Source organism: Halobacteriovoraceae bacterium (assembly GCA_020635115.1).
GTDB lineage: Bacteria > Bdellovibrionota > Bacteriovoracia > Bacteriovoracales > Bacteriovoracaceae > JACKAK01.
In genome coordinates, this window is sequence record JACKAK010000006.1 from 107,413 (window position 1) to 123,776 (window position 16,364).

A 16,364-nucleotide genomic window follows, 5' to 3' on the forward strand; every position below is an offset into this window, starting at 1 on the left:
TTGACCTTCTTAAAGTTGGTGACAGATTACTTATCGTTAGATAATCGTAAAATTTAATGTTTTTAAGGAAATTTTAGGTTAATTGAACTAGTCAACTTTTTGAAAAATAATAGACTCTTCCACTTTCTTTTGTTTGAATTTTACATTCATGCCAATAAGACTCTCACCAGCCCCCATAAAAAGATACCCTTCTGGCCTTAGAGCATCATAGAGCTTATTGATAATTTTCTCTCTATTAACGGAATCTTGATAAATGAGTACATTTCGACAAAATATAATATGGTATTTTTCTGAAGGAAAATCTTCAGTTAATAAATTGAGCTCTGAAAACTGAACTTTTGATCGAATTTCACTATTAATTGTCCAGCTTTCATCTTCATTCTGACTAAAAAACTTCATTAATAAGGCAATTGGTAGTCCTCTTTGAACTTCCAAACCGTTATAAGTTCCACTTTCACCCTTTTTAATTGCTTGAGTTGAAATGTCAGTTGCTGTCATTGTAATTCTAGATATGACTTCTGGTTTTGCAGTTGAAAAAATAGACATCAAGATTGAATAGGGTTCTTGTCCTGTACTGCAACCAGCACTCCAAATATTGATATTTCCTGCGGGGATTTTTTCCACAAATTCAGGAATCAAACTTCTTGTTAGAGTTCTAAAGGGTTTATTATCTCTTAAAAAATATGTTTCATTATTAGTAGACAAATCTACAAGTAAGGTTAGTGTTTTTTGATCAGGTCCAAGTCTGAATGCTTTATGTAATTCTTCAACTGATCCCAATGATAATTCTTTTACAAGAGTATTCAATCTCGCATCTAGACGATAATAATCGTTTTCAGCATATAAAATACCAGATTTTTTATAAATTAATTCCGCAAAGAATTTATAAATTTCATTTGATATCATCAGAATATTCCCATGACTAAATCGATTTTATTAAATAGGATATCACTAGTAAAAGGCTTCATAATATATTCACTTGCACCTAAACTCATTGCCTTTTTAATATAATCAGGTTTATTTTCAGTAGTCATCACCATGATTGGTGCTTGAGTTAAACTTTCTTTCTGATTGGCCTCTAAAAATTCAGGACCGTTCATATTTGGCATATTCCAATCAAGAAGAACTAAGTCAATTTTTTCATTATTTTTAATATGTTCAACTGCCTTTAGTCCATCTTCGGCCCATAAACTTTCGTGCCCACCTTCGTTGAGCATTTCTGAAACCATCATGTATATGGCCTTTGAATCATCAACAACTAAAACTCTCATATATTGAAACCCCTCATTAAGCTGCTAATAAAGTTAGAACTTTTGAATAATTATCTTCAAGTCCATCATTTGTTGCTTGCTTACCCTTTAAATTTTCTTTAATTTTTTTGAGAATGTCTACTGTTTGCACAACGACTTCTGTTTTATTTGAAAACCAAGACCTAATGTCTTTTTCTGTCTTATCAAATAAATTTTCGAGAACAGATTCCCATTTGTCTAAGAGATTTTCGATTTCATTAACTTCAGCTAAACATGCAGCTCCTTTAATGATATGAAAATCTTTATACAATGTATTTAAATATGTGTTAACATCACCTTCATTTTGAACAGCTTCCTTAATAATCGTATCAATCTTTAACAATTTATTAAATTGCTTTTCATCTAAGCTTTTAAGAAGTTCTTGAGCAAAAACATTATCTTCTCTAGTATTTGTTTCTTCAGTTCTCTTATTGTCACTGCTTTGTTCTAGATCAGCAATCATTGTTTCATCTGATATTCCAAGTTCCTTCAATGATTCCAAGGCAGCTTCGCTTATGGAAACGTTTTCATTGACTTTTTTAGGTTCTTCTTCTTTTTTAGCATCTTCAATTTTATATTTATCTACTGCATCAACCAATACCTGATGGGACAGTAAATTCTTTTCGAGGAGTACATCAATCAGTGTTTTCCCTGAAGAATTCATTTTATCAATTGCAATATTTAGTTTTTCTGCAGTAATAATTTTCTCTGTGATTAGAATTTCTGAAATGCTCAAATTTGACTTGAGTTGTTTATCGATTATTGAAATTGCTTGATCTTCTGAAATAATTTTTTCATCAATTAAAATTCTTAAAAGTGATGGTTGAGATTCACTTACTGTAGCAACAGCATATATTAAGTCTTTTTTTGAAACTAGATTATTAGTTACGAGGTAATTGACAAACATAAAAATTCCTATACACAATACTTTAAAAGTAGTTCATTTATTTTATCTAAAGGGATTATCTTTGCTCCAACATTTGCTCTATCAACTGCACCGGGCATTCCCCATACTATGCTTGTGTGTTTATCCTGAATAAATATATAAGTATCTTTTTTAGCTAGTGCTTTAGAACCCTCGGCCCCGTCATCCCCCATTCCAGTAAGGACAATCGACAATACTTGTCCATCAAAACAATCTGCTACAGATTTAAAAGTAACATCTACAGATGGTCTTACGTGACAAACTTTTTCACCTTGATTAAGAACAATTTTATAATTTCTTCCGTCTTTCAGCAGTTTCATATGATAATCACCAGGGGCCAGATAACATACTCCGGGTTCAAGATACTCACCCATTTTGGCCTCTCTAATTTCAACAGGAGTTAATTTATTCAAAGATTCAGCAAGTTTTGCTGTGAAATACGGAGGCATATGTTGAACTAATAAAATCGGAATACTTAATCTTGTGTCAATTCCTCTAAATATACTTGCCAATGCCTCTGGCCCACCAGTTGATGCCCCAATACAAAGAAGTTTAGGCTTTATCAGAAACTCTGGCATAGTAAAGATTTCAGAGTCTTTTTCAGCGTTCTTTTTTTCGTAAATATTCTTATCAATTACAGAACGTTTCACTTTACGACTGTTTAGTGCCTTAATTCTAGGAACTAATTCATTTCTTATCATTGTGATACTGTCTTCAATATCACCCTTACCTTCTATTTTTGCGACAAAGTCATCTGCACCAAGCGCCAAAGCTTCAATTGTTTTTTCTGCGCCTCTTACAGTGAGGGATGAAAATAAAATAACATTTACATCCCTATTAAAACTTCTTAGAACTTTAAGAGTTTCCATCCCATCCATAACTGGCATTTCAAGATCAAGAGTCACCAAGTCTATTTCTGAATTTTGTTTTAGATAATCAATTGCAATCTTCCCATTGGGAACAGCGTTCACAACATTAATGTTTTCCTCCCCCTCAAGGGCCTTGCTTATTGCAGATCTAAAAACAATGGAATCATCTACTATTAAAATATTCACGCTCTTCCTAACTGTTTAAGTTCCTAACCATCTCAGTAAGTCTATTTGCTAACTCTCCAAGTTTTTGCGAAGATGTTTGCGCACTTTGTGCCTCTTTACCTGTATTTCCTGCGGCCTGTGAAACTTGAGAAACATTTTCATTAATTTGGGCAACCCCTTCAGCTGATTCGGTTACAATTCTAGTCACTTCATTTGTTGTTGCTGCCTGCTCTTCCACTGAAGCTGCTATATTACTTGCATAACCGTTTACTTTTTCAATGGCATCTGAAATTTCACTAATAGAAGTTACAGCATTTTTTGAATCAGATTGAATAGTTTCAATTTTCTTAGTAATATCATTTGTTGCTTTGGCCGTTTGTTTTGCAAGTTCTTTAACTTCATTCGCAACAACAGCAAATCCTTTTCCGGCCTCGCCCGCTCTTGCTGCTTCAATAGTAGCATTTAGTGCGAGAAGATTTGTTTGTTGTGCAATTGAAGAAATAACTTTAATAACATTTCCGATATCCATGCTACTTTCACCAAGTTGATTGATAATTTCATTTGCATTTCTGGCCATACCAAGGGCATCATTTGTCATTTTTGAAGCTTCATTGGTTGTTTTTGTAATTTCTTTAATCGAAGCAACCATTTCTTCCATATTTGTTGAAACAGTTTGTACTCCAGCATTTACTTCTTCAGAGGCAACACTTGCTGTATTGGCCTGTGCTGATGTTTCTTCAGCTGCCGCTGACAGTGTATTTGCCGTTGCAAGAAGGCTGCTCGCTGCCTCAGTAAGTTGCTTAGAAGAATCAGTTAACTCATCAATTAGTTTAACACTTGAGGTAATTAGTGACCAGTTCACCATTGGCCCAAGAAATACGCCATCATTATCATAAACAGGAGAAATAGTAAGATCTAGAGTTTCTGGCCCAAGACGAATTTTTGCTCTATGTGGTAAATTGTTTGGATTAGAAAAAATTCTTTTTGCTCCGGCCGGATTTTTATGTACCAAATCTACACTCTTCCCAATTAGATTTTCAACACGGTCTGGTAAATATTGCTCTAATGTTTTTAATGTTTTTATTGATGTTTTATTCAAGTACTCTAGCGTTCCATCAGGAGAAGCAAGCATTGTATTAACAGGTGATAGATCAACCATTTGCTTCATTTTAATCATAATTTCTTCACTTTTCACTCTTTCTGTAACTACATCCCAAGTTACCATTGGCCCAATATATTCTCCAGACTTATCAACAATAGGAGAAACAAGAAGATCTAAAACTTCAGGTCCTAATTGTATTCTTGCTTTGTGAGGCAAATTTGAAGCAGAAGAAATAATTCTCCTTTGAACATCAGGGTTTTTATGAAAAATATCTATACTTTTTCCAATCAAGTTTTCAACTTTATCTGGAAGGTACTGTTCTAAACCTTTGAGGGTTTCAGTAGATTTTTTATTCATATAAAGAAGTTCACCAGTTCTACTGGCCAGCATTGTATTTATTGGTGATAAATCAATCATTTGATTAAGTTTAGAAGATTGAGATTCAAGTTCAAGCTTTTCAGTCACGATAGACCAGTTAACCATTGCTCCTAGATATTTTCCATTCTCATCCTGGACAGCAGATACTAAAAGGTCAAGTTTTTCAGGCCCAAGTTGAATAATTGCTTTATGAGGAAGATTTGAAGGATCTATAATAATTCTTCTTTGAACTTCAGGATTTTTATGAAATATATCGATACTTTTTCCAATAAGATTTTCAACTTTTTCTGGTAAATATTGCTCAAGTGTTTTTAATGTTTTTACTGAGTTTTTATTCATGTAGAGAAGCTCACCAGTTGGCGAAGATAACATTGTATTAATGGGGGATAAATCAAGCATACTTCTTCTAATAGATGCCTCAATGGATATTTTTTTGGAATCAGTAATGTCAGATCCATAAAAAACAATTTGGTCATCAGTCGGAATAAAAGTACCATGAATCCAAATGGGGTTTCCATTTAATGCAAGAAATTCAAAATCACCATTGACAGGCATTTTATTTTTAAGATCATTCCAAAGTCTTTTATACGACATTCCATCTATCAAATCTTTGCGAATGAGTTCTTTATAAGATTGAGGTCCCTTACGATTATCTTCAAATCCAAAAAGTGAACAAAATTTTTCATTTGCATTTAGAAGTTCTTGTGATTTGTTAAAAATTGCAAATGGAAAATGAGAGCTGAGAACTTCGAAATTATTTTCAGAGTTAACTGAAAGACCCTGATTACTTTTTAATTGACCCATAGATATATCCCCTTCCTAAAGATCGACACTTAATATCTTTTTTAAATCTAATAAAATTAATAAATTATCATTCAATTTATATACACCAGAAATAAACTTACTCAAATTTTCATTGATCGTATCTGGGGTATGCTCAAATCTTTTTTCCTCTACATTCATCACATCTAGGATTTCATCGACAATTAATGAGTAGAGAGATTCTTCTGAACGCACAATAATGTTCATATGAGATTGATTATTTGTTTCACCAATCTTAAAAAGTTTTTTCAGATCAATGCTTGTAACAATTTGCCCCCTCAAATTAATGAGCCCTTTTACATAATCTGGGGCCAACGGGACATCGGTTACTTTTTGAGATTTAATCACTTCTTGAACATCGAGAACAGAAATAGCATATAGGCCATCTCCTATTCTGAATCCACATAATTGATGCTCATCATTTTGAATTGATACTGCTTCCTGCATAATCTTCCTAGGCAATTAATTGCTTTATAGTTTCTATTATATCCTCTTTGTTTAATTTTTCCAGATGTTGTGTAAAACCAACCTCTTTAGATTTCCTTAAGTCTACTTGGTCAAAACGAGTCGTTAAGGCAATCAGAGGAATATCCTTATAATTATGACTTGATCTTCTAACTTCTTTTGCAAAAGACCAACCATCCATGTGTGGCATTTCAATATCTGAAATTACTAAGTCAATTTCTTCTTTTTTAAGTACTTCTAGTCCCTCTAGTCCATCTCTGGCCAATAGAACTTTCGCCCCAAATTCTTCGACAAGGTCCTTGATAACTTTTCTGTACATTTGAGAATCATCAACAACTAGAATCGTTTGATTCTTAAAGGCCGTTCCTTTTTCAATGTCACGGGAGACAAATCCAGATTTTTCAAGAATAGTATATATGTCAACTAAAGTAACAGTTTTTTCATTTACAAAAAGTGTCCCCATTATGCCTTCTCTATCAGATGAATCGAAATCTATTTCTGAAGTAGAGATAGCAATATCATTTATCTCTTTTACAACAAAACCCACATATTTATCTTTAATTTTTACAACTAAGGCGGGAATGATTTTTACACTTTTATCCTCAAGGATTGAAGGAATATTCAAATCTAGTTTTTTCTCAAGACTAACTAGAGGCATTGTTGTCCCCCGATATCTCACAAGAGGAATATCTCCGCTCCACTCCACTATAGATGAATCAATTTCTTCTAATCTATTTATCAATGATAAAGCAATTGCATAGGGCCTATTATCTGCCAATTCAAAAAGTAATGTTTCCGTAATATCCACACCTAGATCTGTTTTAACCGCATGTGATTTATCTTTCTCTTCACCCTTGAGAATATGTCCAGTATTAACCGTATTATAGAATCCAAGAGCATCTATAATAAGTGAAACTTGACCATCTCCCATTATTGTTGCTCCACCGTATAAAGAAAGGATTTTTAGTTTTCTCGATAATGGCTTAACAACAATTTCTTCAGTATCCAAAACAACATCTACAATCAGCCCGTAAGTCTGTCCATCAGCATTTAAAATGACTATATTGATATTTTCCTCATACAAATTAGTACTACTTCCTTCAACTAAACCTAGATGATCATTTAATCTAAAAATTGGGATGAGCTCACCCCTAAGTCTATAAAATTCTGAATTGTGGATTTTCTCAATAAGATTTTTTTCATTATCTTCGAGCATTACGAGTTCAACTAAGTTAGTCTGTGGTATAGAAAACCGTCGCCCACCAGACATGATAACTAGAGCAGGAACAATTGCTAGAGTAAGTGGAATTCTTAATTTAAAAGTAGTTCCTTCTCCTTCTGTGGAGTCAATATCAATTGATCCGCCTATTTTTTCTATATTGGTTCGAACAACATCCATACCGACACCACGGCCTGATATGTTTGTGACTTGTTCAGCAGTTGAAAAACCAGCTGTAAAAATCAAATCTAGAATTTGTTTATCACTTAGCCTCTCTGCTCTTTCTTGCGTAATAAGTCCTTTTGATAGAGCTTTGTTTAGTATTTTTGCTTTTGCTAATCCATTACCATCATCGGAAATTTCAATTGTGACTTGTCCACCCTCGTGATAGGCCCTAATTGTAACTTTTCCGGTTTCTTCCTTACCTTTTTCAACTCTTACATCTGGTAATTCAATACCATGATCCGTCGAATTTCGTACTAAATGAGTCATTGGATCTTTAATTGCTTCTAAAAGAGTTTTATCAAGTTCAGTGTCTTGTCCTGAAATTTCTAATTTTATTTTTTTATTTTGTGATCTGGCCAAATCACGGACAACTCTTTCAAATTTATTTAAAACACTACCCACAGGTTGCATTCTGGTAGTCATTATATCAGTTTGAAGTTCTGTGGTAATAACATTAAGTTGTTGGGCCAGACGATTTAAATCTGCTGACTCAAAATTATTTGCAAATTGTAATATTTGATTTCGATTTAGAACGAGTTCCCCAACAACGTTCATAATCTTATCTAATAATTGCACGTTTACCCGGACTACTGAATCTTTAAGAGAAGTTCTAGGTCCCATGGTTTGTTGAGTTTGAGATGTATTTTTTTCAACTTTCTCAGAGATCTGAATTAGACTTTCCCTAGGATTAAATTTTTTCAAATTGGATTGATTAGGTTTTACTGTTTTATTTGTGGCCTCTTTTCTTGAAGTATTTTCGTCCTTCATTCGATTAATACAAGCTGCCCCTGTTGATTTGTTTTCGATATTGTTTGATTTTGTGATTGGAGTAACGTTTTCGGGAAGTTTCAAATTTTCCAGAGCAGAATTATTCATTTTTTCATATTTTTGAAACTTTAATTCCTCGAGATTTTCAATTTCATCCCCTGAGCATGTTTTTTCAAGTTTACTTAAGAGTTCTGAATAATCTCCATCACCTTCTTCTGCTGAATTCTCAATCACTTTTAATATACTAAGACACGTATCAAAACTCTCATATAGAACATCAATGATATTGGAGTTGAGATTTAACGTACCTTCTCTGAGGTAATCTAAAATATTTTCACTGATATGGGTAATTTTCTCTAATTTTTTTAGGCCTAAGAAACTTGCAGAACCTTTTAGAGTGTGAACTTTCCTATAAATTGAGTTCAAAAGTTCGCTATTAGATACGTCTTGCTCATATCTTGTAAGTTCATCGCTTATATTGGACAAGTTCTCAAATGACTCGATTAAAAATTCTTTAAGAATAGGGTTATCATCTTCAGACATACAGTTCCCTAACAAATTATAAAGGGTGAATAAGCTATACAAATTTTAACATTTTAAACATTTTTATATAGCGGAAAAAATTACTTACACGAAGCAGGAATATTTGCATAACTGACTTTTTCAGTTTGCATAACTTCACATTCATCAGTTGTATTGTAGACTTCAACAGGTACACATTCTTTTTTTTGATTTTTTTTGGTTTTCAAATTGTAGTTTTTTTGACATCTTCGATATGAGGATCGATTGAGACAGGCCCAAAATTTCTCCTTACAATTATAAACAAGTCCTCTTCCCTGGGCCAAATAGTCAGGTGTTGTATTAATTTTCTCCATTTCTTTTTCACTAATTTTTTTCTTTGTTCTTAATTCCAACTCTTTTACTTTTTTTGCTAATTCTTCATTTTTTAAAATTGTTTCTTGAGAAGGAGTGTTAATTGGAACTAAGATTTTCTCTCCTTCATTAATTTTTTCAGTATATCCTTCTTTATTTAAAGGTAATTTATTTTCGTTTTTGACATTTGGTGGAGAGACTTCTTTATCATTTTTTTTAGTTTCTTGAGTATTTTGCTTAACTTTCGCTTCATTATCAGGTTTTTTTTTTAAATCTTTTACAACATTCTCTTTATTTTCAACTTTATTTTCTTTTATCTTTTTTGAATCTTTACTAACTTCTTTAGTTGTTTTTACTGTTTCATTGTCTTTCTTACCATTATCCACATCGAAAAAAATAAATACCAAAATAGCAATACCAATAATGACTCTAATTAAAATTTTCATAAACAGTACTCAATATTTGAGAAGGTACAAATTTATTATAATCAAAGATTAGATAAAAGGTATTAAATTTTTTATTTCCTGGTGATAGTCGAATTTTCTCTTTCCATCCTTTGATATTGTAATCAGCGATATTTTCATTTGGTTTCAATATAATGAACAGAGCAAACTCAAATTTTTTCAACTTTTTAGATATTTGATATGTAATGCAACCGATTGTATTTCTATAATTAAATTCAATAAGTGTGTGAACACAGTTTTGACTAACTAGTGAATCCATCTGTATAAAATCAACTTTTTCATTTTTGAAGATATATTCATTAATTTGATCTCTTTCTTTTTGAAAATTATTGTATCTGAGTTCACCAAGATAATTTCTGAGTTCTGTTTCATAATTTGTATCATTTGAAAAAAGTAAATTTCCTGCATACCTCCCTGTTTTTGTCGTTAATGACATAATCGTCACAGGTGTCTTTCCTCGTAAAAAAATTGTACTTAAATCGAGTTTTTTAAGCTCATATTTTGAAAATATCACTGGAAATTTAAATTCAGTGTTCATCTGCCTAGAAATTTTCTTAGACCCCATCCCTGAAAAAAGATAAAGGTCTCTCATAAATATCTCTTTTTCTTTTTCGAGATATATACTTGCTTCTTGTTTATTCTGAATTAACTGTGTATTTAACTTATCAATATTTAATTTTTTTGATAATTCAACTGCATATTTTTTATTATTTAGTTTTTTTTCGAGATTAGTATCCTCTAGTGCTCCCCACCAATTTTTAACTTCAAAATTTGTCTTATTTGTTATTTTTGGATAAAAACCAATTCTTTTAGATACTTCACTTAAAAAGTCTTCATCATATTTCAAATCAGTGACTAAATAATCATTTTGATCTTGAATATAAAAAAAAAGATATTCAAATTCATTTGGAATTTTTTTTGAAATATTAAAAAGTTCACACTCATAATTAAAATTACTTTTCCAATAATTTACATGATTGTCTTTTCGTAATAGTAAATTGATCATTATAACATTCCAGACTTTCCACAAAATCTACGTTAAGTTTTGCTTTAATCCTCAGATCTCGATTGTAATTGATGCCCTTCGATCTTTCAGGAGTTAATGGGTGTGGAAGATGTTCTAAATAATAGTCCCATAATTTGCTATTTTTTTTCCACTTGTTCAAATAGTGGCACCCAAATTGAACATGAGATATTTCATCTTTTAAAACAACTCCAAGAACATGTGCCGTGGCCTCATCTTGATAAAATTTAAATAGATTTTCATAGAAATAAGCAAAGTCTAAATTGGCCGATTCAAATGTTAGCGCCATAACACTTAAGTAATGAGATGGAGTTTCAAAATTATTTATATGTCTCCAAAAATAATCATTCAAAGAAAAGTCACCAAATTCATATCCTAAATCATTTAAACGTGAAACATAGAGTTTCAAATGTTTCTGCTCATCTTGTAAAGTTTTTGCAAGTCCAATAATAAATTTATTATCTTCCTTGGCCATATATGAAAATTTCAAAATTGCATATGCCATTATTTCAATGGCCAGTAATTCATGATTTGCAAAAAAATGGAGGGCCATTGCTTTTTCGTGATTCTTAAAGAGATTACCTTTTTTGGGAAATTTGACTTTATCATTGCTAAAAGAAATCTTCTTGATCCTCGCTGGGTCTTTGGGAAGTTCTCGATTAATTTTATGAGATAAATCAATCGAGTTCAGATCAATTTTAATAAGTTTGTCTTCAAGTTTTCCATGAAAAAGAATATGCTCGGAAATAGAAAATAGGTTCATTTTCTTGGCCCACTAAACTTTCTTCCCTTGCCTCTTCTTGTAGATTTCTTTTTATTACCGTGAGTTGCTTTATGAATGTGTCCTGGCCTAATTTTACGTTTAAATGAAAACCTTTTCAGATTAAAACACTCTTCGCATATATTAAAATTAAATTTAACCGGTAACTCAACTCCACAACTTGAACAAGTTGGAACCATCTTTTTAGAGAGTAGTTCGTTAAGTTTCTCAATAGCATTTCCTTTGTTTTCTAACAATTCAACTTCAGTGAAAACAAAGTTTTTATTTTGAAAATGTCTTGCTAACCATTGATAAAGTTCTGTGCACTTTATAGAGGTCTCCAAATAATCGATATCCTTCGATTTTGCATCTATTTTGGGAAATTCGATGGCCATACCTTGCACATAATAGGTCAGTATCGAATGAAAATACTCCACGTGATCAATTAATCCCAAATTTACAGGAGCACACGAAAACCCAAAAATTTCTGAAGAGCTTAAAATTTCCTTCTCATCGGCCTCTTCAACCATTTCGGCCAGTTCAATCATCTCTTTCAATTCCACACAGAAAAAAGGATTTTTAAAAGTCATCGTATTAAAAAGTCTTAAAAATTCAGAAAGTTTTAATAATGGTAGCCCATTGGTTTTCAAGGCAGAATTAACTTGATTATAAATTTCAAGATCAGGGCCAACCATTGCGTGTTCACTCTGTTCAAGAATTGTTTCAAGGGCCTTTTTAATATCTACTAATCCTGACTCCTCTCTCTCTAGACATGTCACATGCCCAATAGGAAATCTATTAAATCGCCCGGCCCTTCCTGCGATTTGCTTAATTTCACTATCTGAAATCCTAAATTCTTTGGAGTCTATGTATTTTAACAAAGTTGAAAATACAATTCTTTTGATTGGAAGATTCATACCCATTGCGATAGCATCAGTACTAACAATTATATCAGTTTCTCCAATATCAAATTTTCTGGCCTGCTCCCTTCTAACCTCAGGACTGAGTCGACCATAGACGATAGACACTTTAAAACCCAATCCTTCAAGTTCTCTTTTATATTTTAAGGCGTTTCTCCTAGAAAATACGATCAGAGCATCATTTTTTTTCAAACTTTTTAGAAGTATTGGAGATCTTTCGACAATTAATTCTGTCATTCTTTCATATTCTTTGACTTCGAGTTTATCTCCACAAAGATCACAAATTATTTTAACGAGATCGAGAACACTTTTATCACCACATAAATGAATCTCATCGGCCTGTAAATTAACAAGCGCCCTGGTCCATGCCCATCCCCTCTGAGGATCGCGAATCATCTGAATTTCATCAATTACACAACAATCAAAGTGATCTTGAAGTTTGGCCATTTCAATGGTGGAAGAATAGTGAGTGGCCCCTTGCGTTTCAACAACTTCTTCACCTGTTAATAGTGTCGTCTTAACACCTTTTGAATTCATCGTATCATACAACTCTGAGGCCAATAATCTTAGAGGAGCTAAATAGGATCCTTTTTGAGATTTACAAAGGGCCTCAATAGCGTGATATGTCTTACCTGAATTTGTAGGGCCGCAGTGATAAATAATTCTACGATTGATTCTTCTAGCATTGCTGTGAATCCAAAACTCGCCTAGATATTCTTTGAGAATATTTCCTGAAATATCTTTCCTTTTAAGCAACATGACCGATTGAACTAGTTTTTTAAATTCCCTTTCATGATAACGTTCATCTCGCCAAATATTAGTCTTAAGTTGAAGAAAGTAGCGCTCAAACTCTTTCTGACTGATAAGATCTCCCCTTAAACCTTGAGACCTTAAATTTTTTACAAATTCTATTTTAAGATTTTCACAATGTTTTGAGGCCAATTCTGAAGGAAATACAATCGCACTTCTAAAAGACTGTTTTAAATTTGACTCGAGTTTAGTTAATGTTGATTTTCTGAGATCTTTTTTGAACTGATTAACTAACTTTTCTAAAGACTTATTGATGGCAGAATAAAAATTTTCAAAAAGAATAAGACCTTCATCAACATTGGATTCAATTTCATCAATTCTCTCTTGAATAAGATTCTTTCCTCGCTTTTCAATCTGATCACGTAGTTTCGAACGAAACTCAGATTGGCAGTCCATACACAAACACTTGAGAGTACTTAAATTTAACTTTGGAAAAGAATCAACTTCAAAAACTTTCCTGATTTCATCCTTACTCTGTTCGTGATGAGTTAAAGTGGACTTCATCCACGATTGAACTTCCTCTATGGATTCAATCAACTTATTTTCAACAAAATTTCCTTCATCATCAGTAAATTTCCCTTTTAAAGCTTCTGGAAATAAATATTGTTCAAGTAGACCTGTCTCAATCAAATTATCTACATTGATGAAAATATCGTAAGGAATAAAATCTTTTTCAAAAATTGAACTTAAACTCGTAAACTCATGAAAAAAATCCTTCAATGACTTTGCTAAAGGACAAACTTTAGCAAGAAATTGTTCAACATCTTTTGTATTCCTTAAGTCACTTTCTTCTAAATCATTTTCTTCAATGAGTAGTTTTTTTGTTGAAATTATTAGTTCTGAAATCTGCTTTGAATTTAAGTCAATCATTCAATACCATTACCTATAGCGTTATAATAAATCAAGTGAGAATTGATTCCCAAACTTGCTGCTAAAACGAAAATTGTTGTGTAGAATTTAGCAACTAATCTTACCACTAAATTAAGGATAGAAAATGATTAATACATGGCTAACTGAAACTTTTCAAATTAAATATCCCATTATCCTTGCTCCCATGTTCCTTGTAAGCAATGAAGATATGCTCATCGCGGCCGCAAATGGTGGATTTATGGGTTGTGTACCTGCTTTAAACTACAGAACTCCTGAACTTTTTGAAGAGGCCTTAAACAAAATTAGAAAAGAAACACAAGGGCCCTTTGGTGTAAACTTAATTGTAAATAAATCAAATATACATCTAAAAAAACAATTAGATGTTTGTGCCAAAGTTAAACCTGCCTTCATCATTACTTCATTAGGTTCGCCTAAAACCGTCATTGAAGTTTGTAAACCTCTAGGTATCAAAGTTTTCTGTGATGTTGTTGATATTGAGTATGCATTGAAAGTTGAACAGTTAGGGGCAGATGCAATTATTGCTGTTAATAGTGGAGCAGGAGGACATGCTGGCCCAACGCCCGCTTCAATACTTATACCAATGTTAAAAAAGGCCTGTTCAATTCCGGTTATATCAGCTGGTGGAGTTGGAACTGGAGCTGGACTTCTTTCTGTGCTGGCCATGGGATCTTCAGGTGTTTCGATTGGAAGTCCTTTTATTGCAACAAAAGAAAGTCACGTAAGTGAAGAATACAAAAAAGCTGCGGTAGACTATGGAGCAAAAGATATTGTATTAACGACTAAAGTTTCAGGAACTCCATGCACTGTTATTAAAACCCCATATGTAGAAAAGATTGGGGTTGATCAAAATATGCTTGAGCGATTTTTAAATTCAAATAAAAAAATAAAAAAGTACGCTAAAATGCTCACCTATTACAAGGGCATGAAACTAGTTGAAAAGGCGGCCTTTGCAGCAACATATAAAAGTGTCTGGTGTGCAGGGCCCTCGATTGAATTCGTTCATGAAATTTCTTCAGTCAAGGAGATCATTGATCGTATTATTTCTGAATATAATATTGCTTTTGAGGAGTTAAAAAATTTAAAGAATGTTTGAAATCCTGAAAAAACCCAATTATCGAAAACTCTATATTGCTTCATCTATATCTGAGCTAGGATCTTTCGTTACAGATATGGCCCTTACGGTTTTTCTGTTTGAACTTTCTAACAAAGACAATTCAATTTTAGGTATTAACAGGGCCGTATTCTTATCATTCTATACACTAGGAACTATGCTTGGAGGTGTAAGCGCGGAGAAAATCAACCGCAAAAAAATTCTCCTTTTTTGTGAATTCATTCGTTTTCCAGTGGTTCTATGTCTTCTATTTTGGCAAAACGTTTCATTAGTCATATTCATCAACGGGTTCATCGGTCTATTTACTGGACTTTTCAACCCTGCAAGACAGGCCATGATTAATGATATGATACCTCCGATACAAATGAATCAGGCCAATTCATTATTTGGATCAACAATGGCCATTTTACATCTTGTGGCCCCTCTGATTGGGCCGGTGTGGTATTCATATTCTAAATCTATTAATGAAATCATCATTTTTGACTTGATCACTTATGCATTTGGTATTTTTTTACTTTTAAAACTTGTCTACAGGCCTCCTTCACATCAAGAAAAGAATAAAAAAGAAACTTCAAAATTTTTTCATGACCTTAAGGAAGGAGCAATTTTTATTTCAAAACGACCTGATCTAAAAGCAATGTTTATGAACTCTGTAATCACAGGTCTTTGTATTGGAGTTCTCATTCCCCTATTACTTCCCTATTTAAATGAAGAATTCTCTAAAGGAAGTGCCGAATATGGTTACTTGCTCGGGGCCTTTGGTGTTGGAGGTATCTTTGGTGGCCCATTATGTAGTTTTCTATCTAGAAAAATTAAAACTGGCCCACTAACAATATACTCGGTGATGGCCGAACCGTTTTTCATGTTTTTTTGGTTATTATCTTCAAATCTATACTTATCTATGCTTGTTTTTGCAGTTTGGGGAGTGGTTGTTATTTTCAGAATAACTGCTCACCTGAACTATATTTCTCAATCAGTTGAAGGAAATTATCTGGCCCGACTTCATTCTTTATTGGACCTCTCGTTCGTTTTTCCAAATGTCACTGGAGGAATTTTGATTGGGTTTATTGGAGACTACTATCCAGCAAGTAATATTTTATGGATAACACTTGCTTTTTTTGCATTTTTTATTTTTATTCGACTTCCTTCTTCGAATATGAAAGCTTTATTCAAAGGAATCGAAGGTCAAGTTTATCGTGATGAAAACTCATTTGATCAGGCCTAGATATTTTCTGAAATAAGTGTATATAATGAATTTGCCTATGCACTTCTTTGTCTTTTCAA

At 32.7% G+C, this 16,364-nt stretch carries 13 protein-coding genes; 2 read left to right on the forward strand and 11 right to left on the reverse strand.

Going from position 1 to position 16,364, the window contains the following annotated elements:
• Positions 1–87: 87 nt before the first annotated feature.
• The 11 genes from H6622_10620 to H6622_10670 all read right to left on the reverse strand — a co-directional run bounded on the left by H6622_10620 (position 88) and on the right by H6622_10670 (position 13,948).
• Positions 88–906: a protein-glutamate O-methyltransferase CheR gene (locus H6622_10620; protein MCB9061965.1), complete on the reverse strand. Its 819-nt coding sequence runs from the start codon at positions 904–906 to the stop codon at positions 88–90.
• Entirely contained in the window at positions 906–1,271 is a 366-nt protein-coding gene (locus tag H6622_10625) for a response regulator transcription factor (protein MCB9061966.1), read from the reverse strand. Before H6622_10625 ends, H6622_10620 begins: the two co-directional genes overlap by 1 nt.
• A gap of 16 nt (positions 1,272–1,287) precedes the next feature.
• Positions 1,288–2,196 carry a hypothetical protein gene (locus H6622_10630; GenBank protein ID MCB9061967.1) on the reverse strand — a complete coding sequence of 303 codons (909 nt, stop codon included), beginning with the start codon at positions 2,194–2,196 and terminating at the stop codon, positions 1,288–1,290.
• A gap of 8 nt (positions 2,197–2,204) precedes the next feature.
• The gene (gene cheB / locus H6622_10635) at positions 2,205–3,269 is read right to left on the reverse strand and encodes a chemotaxis-specific protein-glutamate methyltransferase CheB (GenBank protein ID MCB9061968.1); all 1,065 of its coding nucleotides are present in this window, start codon (positions 3,267–3,269) and stop codon (positions 2,205–2,207) included.
• A gap of 7 nt (positions 3,270–3,276) precedes the next feature.
• Positions 3,277–5,532: a methyl-accepting chemotaxis protein gene (locus H6622_10640; protein MCB9061969.1), complete on the reverse strand. Its 2,256-nt coding sequence runs from the start codon at positions 5,530–5,532 to the stop codon at positions 3,277–3,279.
• A gap of 15 nt (positions 5,533–5,547) precedes the next feature.
• Positions 5,548–5,997, reverse strand: coding sequence for a chemotaxis protein CheW (locus H6622_10645; GenBank protein MCB9061970.1), 450 nt, complete (start codon positions 5,995–5,997; stop codon positions 5,548–5,550).
• A gap of 7 nt (positions 5,998–6,004) precedes the next feature.
• Positions 6,005–8,770 carry a chemotaxis protein CheW gene (locus H6622_10650; protein MCB9061971.1) on the reverse strand — a complete coding sequence of 922 codons (2,766 nt, stop codon included), beginning with the start codon at positions 8,768–8,770 and terminating at the stop codon, positions 6,005–6,007.
• An 80-nt stretch (positions 8,771–8,850) separates the two neighbouring features.
• The gene (locus H6622_10655) at positions 8,851–9,546 is read right to left on the reverse strand and encodes a hypothetical protein (protein MCB9061972.1); all 696 of its coding nucleotides are present in this window, start codon (positions 9,544–9,546) and stop codon (positions 8,851–8,853) included.
• Complete coding sequence (locus H6622_10660; protein MCB9061973.1) at positions 9,530–10,570, reverse strand: hypothetical protein; 1,041 nt, start codon at positions 10,568–10,570, stop codon at positions 9,530–9,532. The genes H6622_10655 and H6622_10660 overlap by 17 nt, the downstream gene beginning before the upstream one ends.
• Positions 10,518–11,351 (reverse strand): DUF455 family protein, encoded by an 834-nt coding sequence (locus H6622_10665; protein MCB9061974.1) that lies wholly within the window; start codon positions 11,349–11,351, stop codon positions 10,518–10,520. Before H6622_10665 ends, H6622_10660 begins: the two co-directional genes overlap by 53 nt.
• Positions 11,348–13,948, reverse strand: coding sequence for a hypothetical protein (locus tag H6622_10670; protein MCB9061975.1), 2,601 nt, complete (start codon positions 13,946–13,948; stop codon positions 11,348–11,350). Before H6622_10670 ends, H6622_10665 begins: the two co-directional genes overlap by 4 nt.
• Before the next feature lie 124 nt (positions 13,949–14,072).
• On the opposite strand from H6622_10670, the gene H6622_10675 reads away from it, so the two are divergent.
• Positions 14,073–15,062 (forward strand): nitronate monooxygenase, encoded by a 990-nt coding sequence (locus tag H6622_10675; protein MCB9061976.1) that lies wholly within the window; start codon positions 14,073–14,075, stop codon positions 15,060–15,062.
• The gene (locus H6622_10680; GenBank protein ID MCB9061977.1) at positions 15,055–16,305 is read left to right on the forward strand and encodes an MFS transporter; all 1,251 of its coding nucleotides are present in this window, start codon (positions 15,055–15,057) and stop codon (positions 16,303–16,305) included. Before H6622_10675 ends, H6622_10680 begins: the two co-directional genes overlap by 8 nt.
• The last annotated feature ends 59 nt before the right edge of the window (positions 16,306–16,364 follow it).

Excerpts from the sequence above, each read along its gene's own strand:
- H6622_10675 (MCB9061976.1), top strand. The coding sequence starts at position 14,073 with ATGATTAATACATGGCTAACTGAAACTTTTCAAATTAAATATCCCATT.
- H6622_10620 (MCB9061965.1), bottom strand. The coding sequence starts at position 906 with ATGATATCAAATGAAATTTATAAATTCTTTGCGGAATTAATTTATAAA.
- H6622_10680 (MCB9061977.1), top strand. The coding sequence starts at position 15,055 with ATGTTTGAAATCCTGAAAAAACCCAATTATCGAAAACTCTATATTGCT.
- H6622_10625 (MCB9061966.1), bottom strand. The coding sequence starts at position 1,271 with ATGAGAGTTTTAGTTGTTGATGATTCAAAGGCCATATACATGATGGTT.
- H6622_10650 (MCB9061971.1), bottom strand. The coding sequence starts at position 8,770 with ATGTCTGAAGATGATAACCCTATTCTTAAAGAATTTTTAATCGAGTCA.
- H6622_10645 (MCB9061970.1), bottom strand. The coding sequence starts at position 5,997 with ATGCAGGAAGCAGTATCAATTCAAAATGATGAGCATCAATTATGTGGA.
- H6622_10655 (MCB9061972.1), bottom strand. The coding sequence starts at position 9,546 with ATGAAAATTTTAATTAGAGTCATTATTGGTATTGCTATTTTGGTATTT.
- H6622_10670 (MCB9061975.1), bottom strand. The coding sequence starts at position 13,948 with ATGATTGACTTAAATTCAAAGCAGATTTCAGAACTAATAATTTCAACA.
- H6622_10640 (MCB9061969.1), bottom strand. The coding sequence starts at position 5,532 with ATGGGTCAATTAAAAAGTAATCAGGGTCTTTCAGTTAACTCTGAAAAT.
- H6622_10665 (MCB9061974.1), bottom strand. The coding sequence starts at position 11,351 with ATGAACCTATTTTCTATTTCCGAGCATATTCTTTTTCATGGAAAACTT.
- H6622_10660 (MCB9061973.1), bottom strand. The coding sequence starts at position 10,570 with ATGATCAATTTACTATTACGAAAAGACAATCATGTAAATTATTGGAAA.
- H6622_10630 (MCB9061967.1), bottom strand. The coding sequence starts at position 2,196 with ATGTTTGTCAATTACCTCGTAACTAATAATCTAGTTTCAAAAAAAGAC.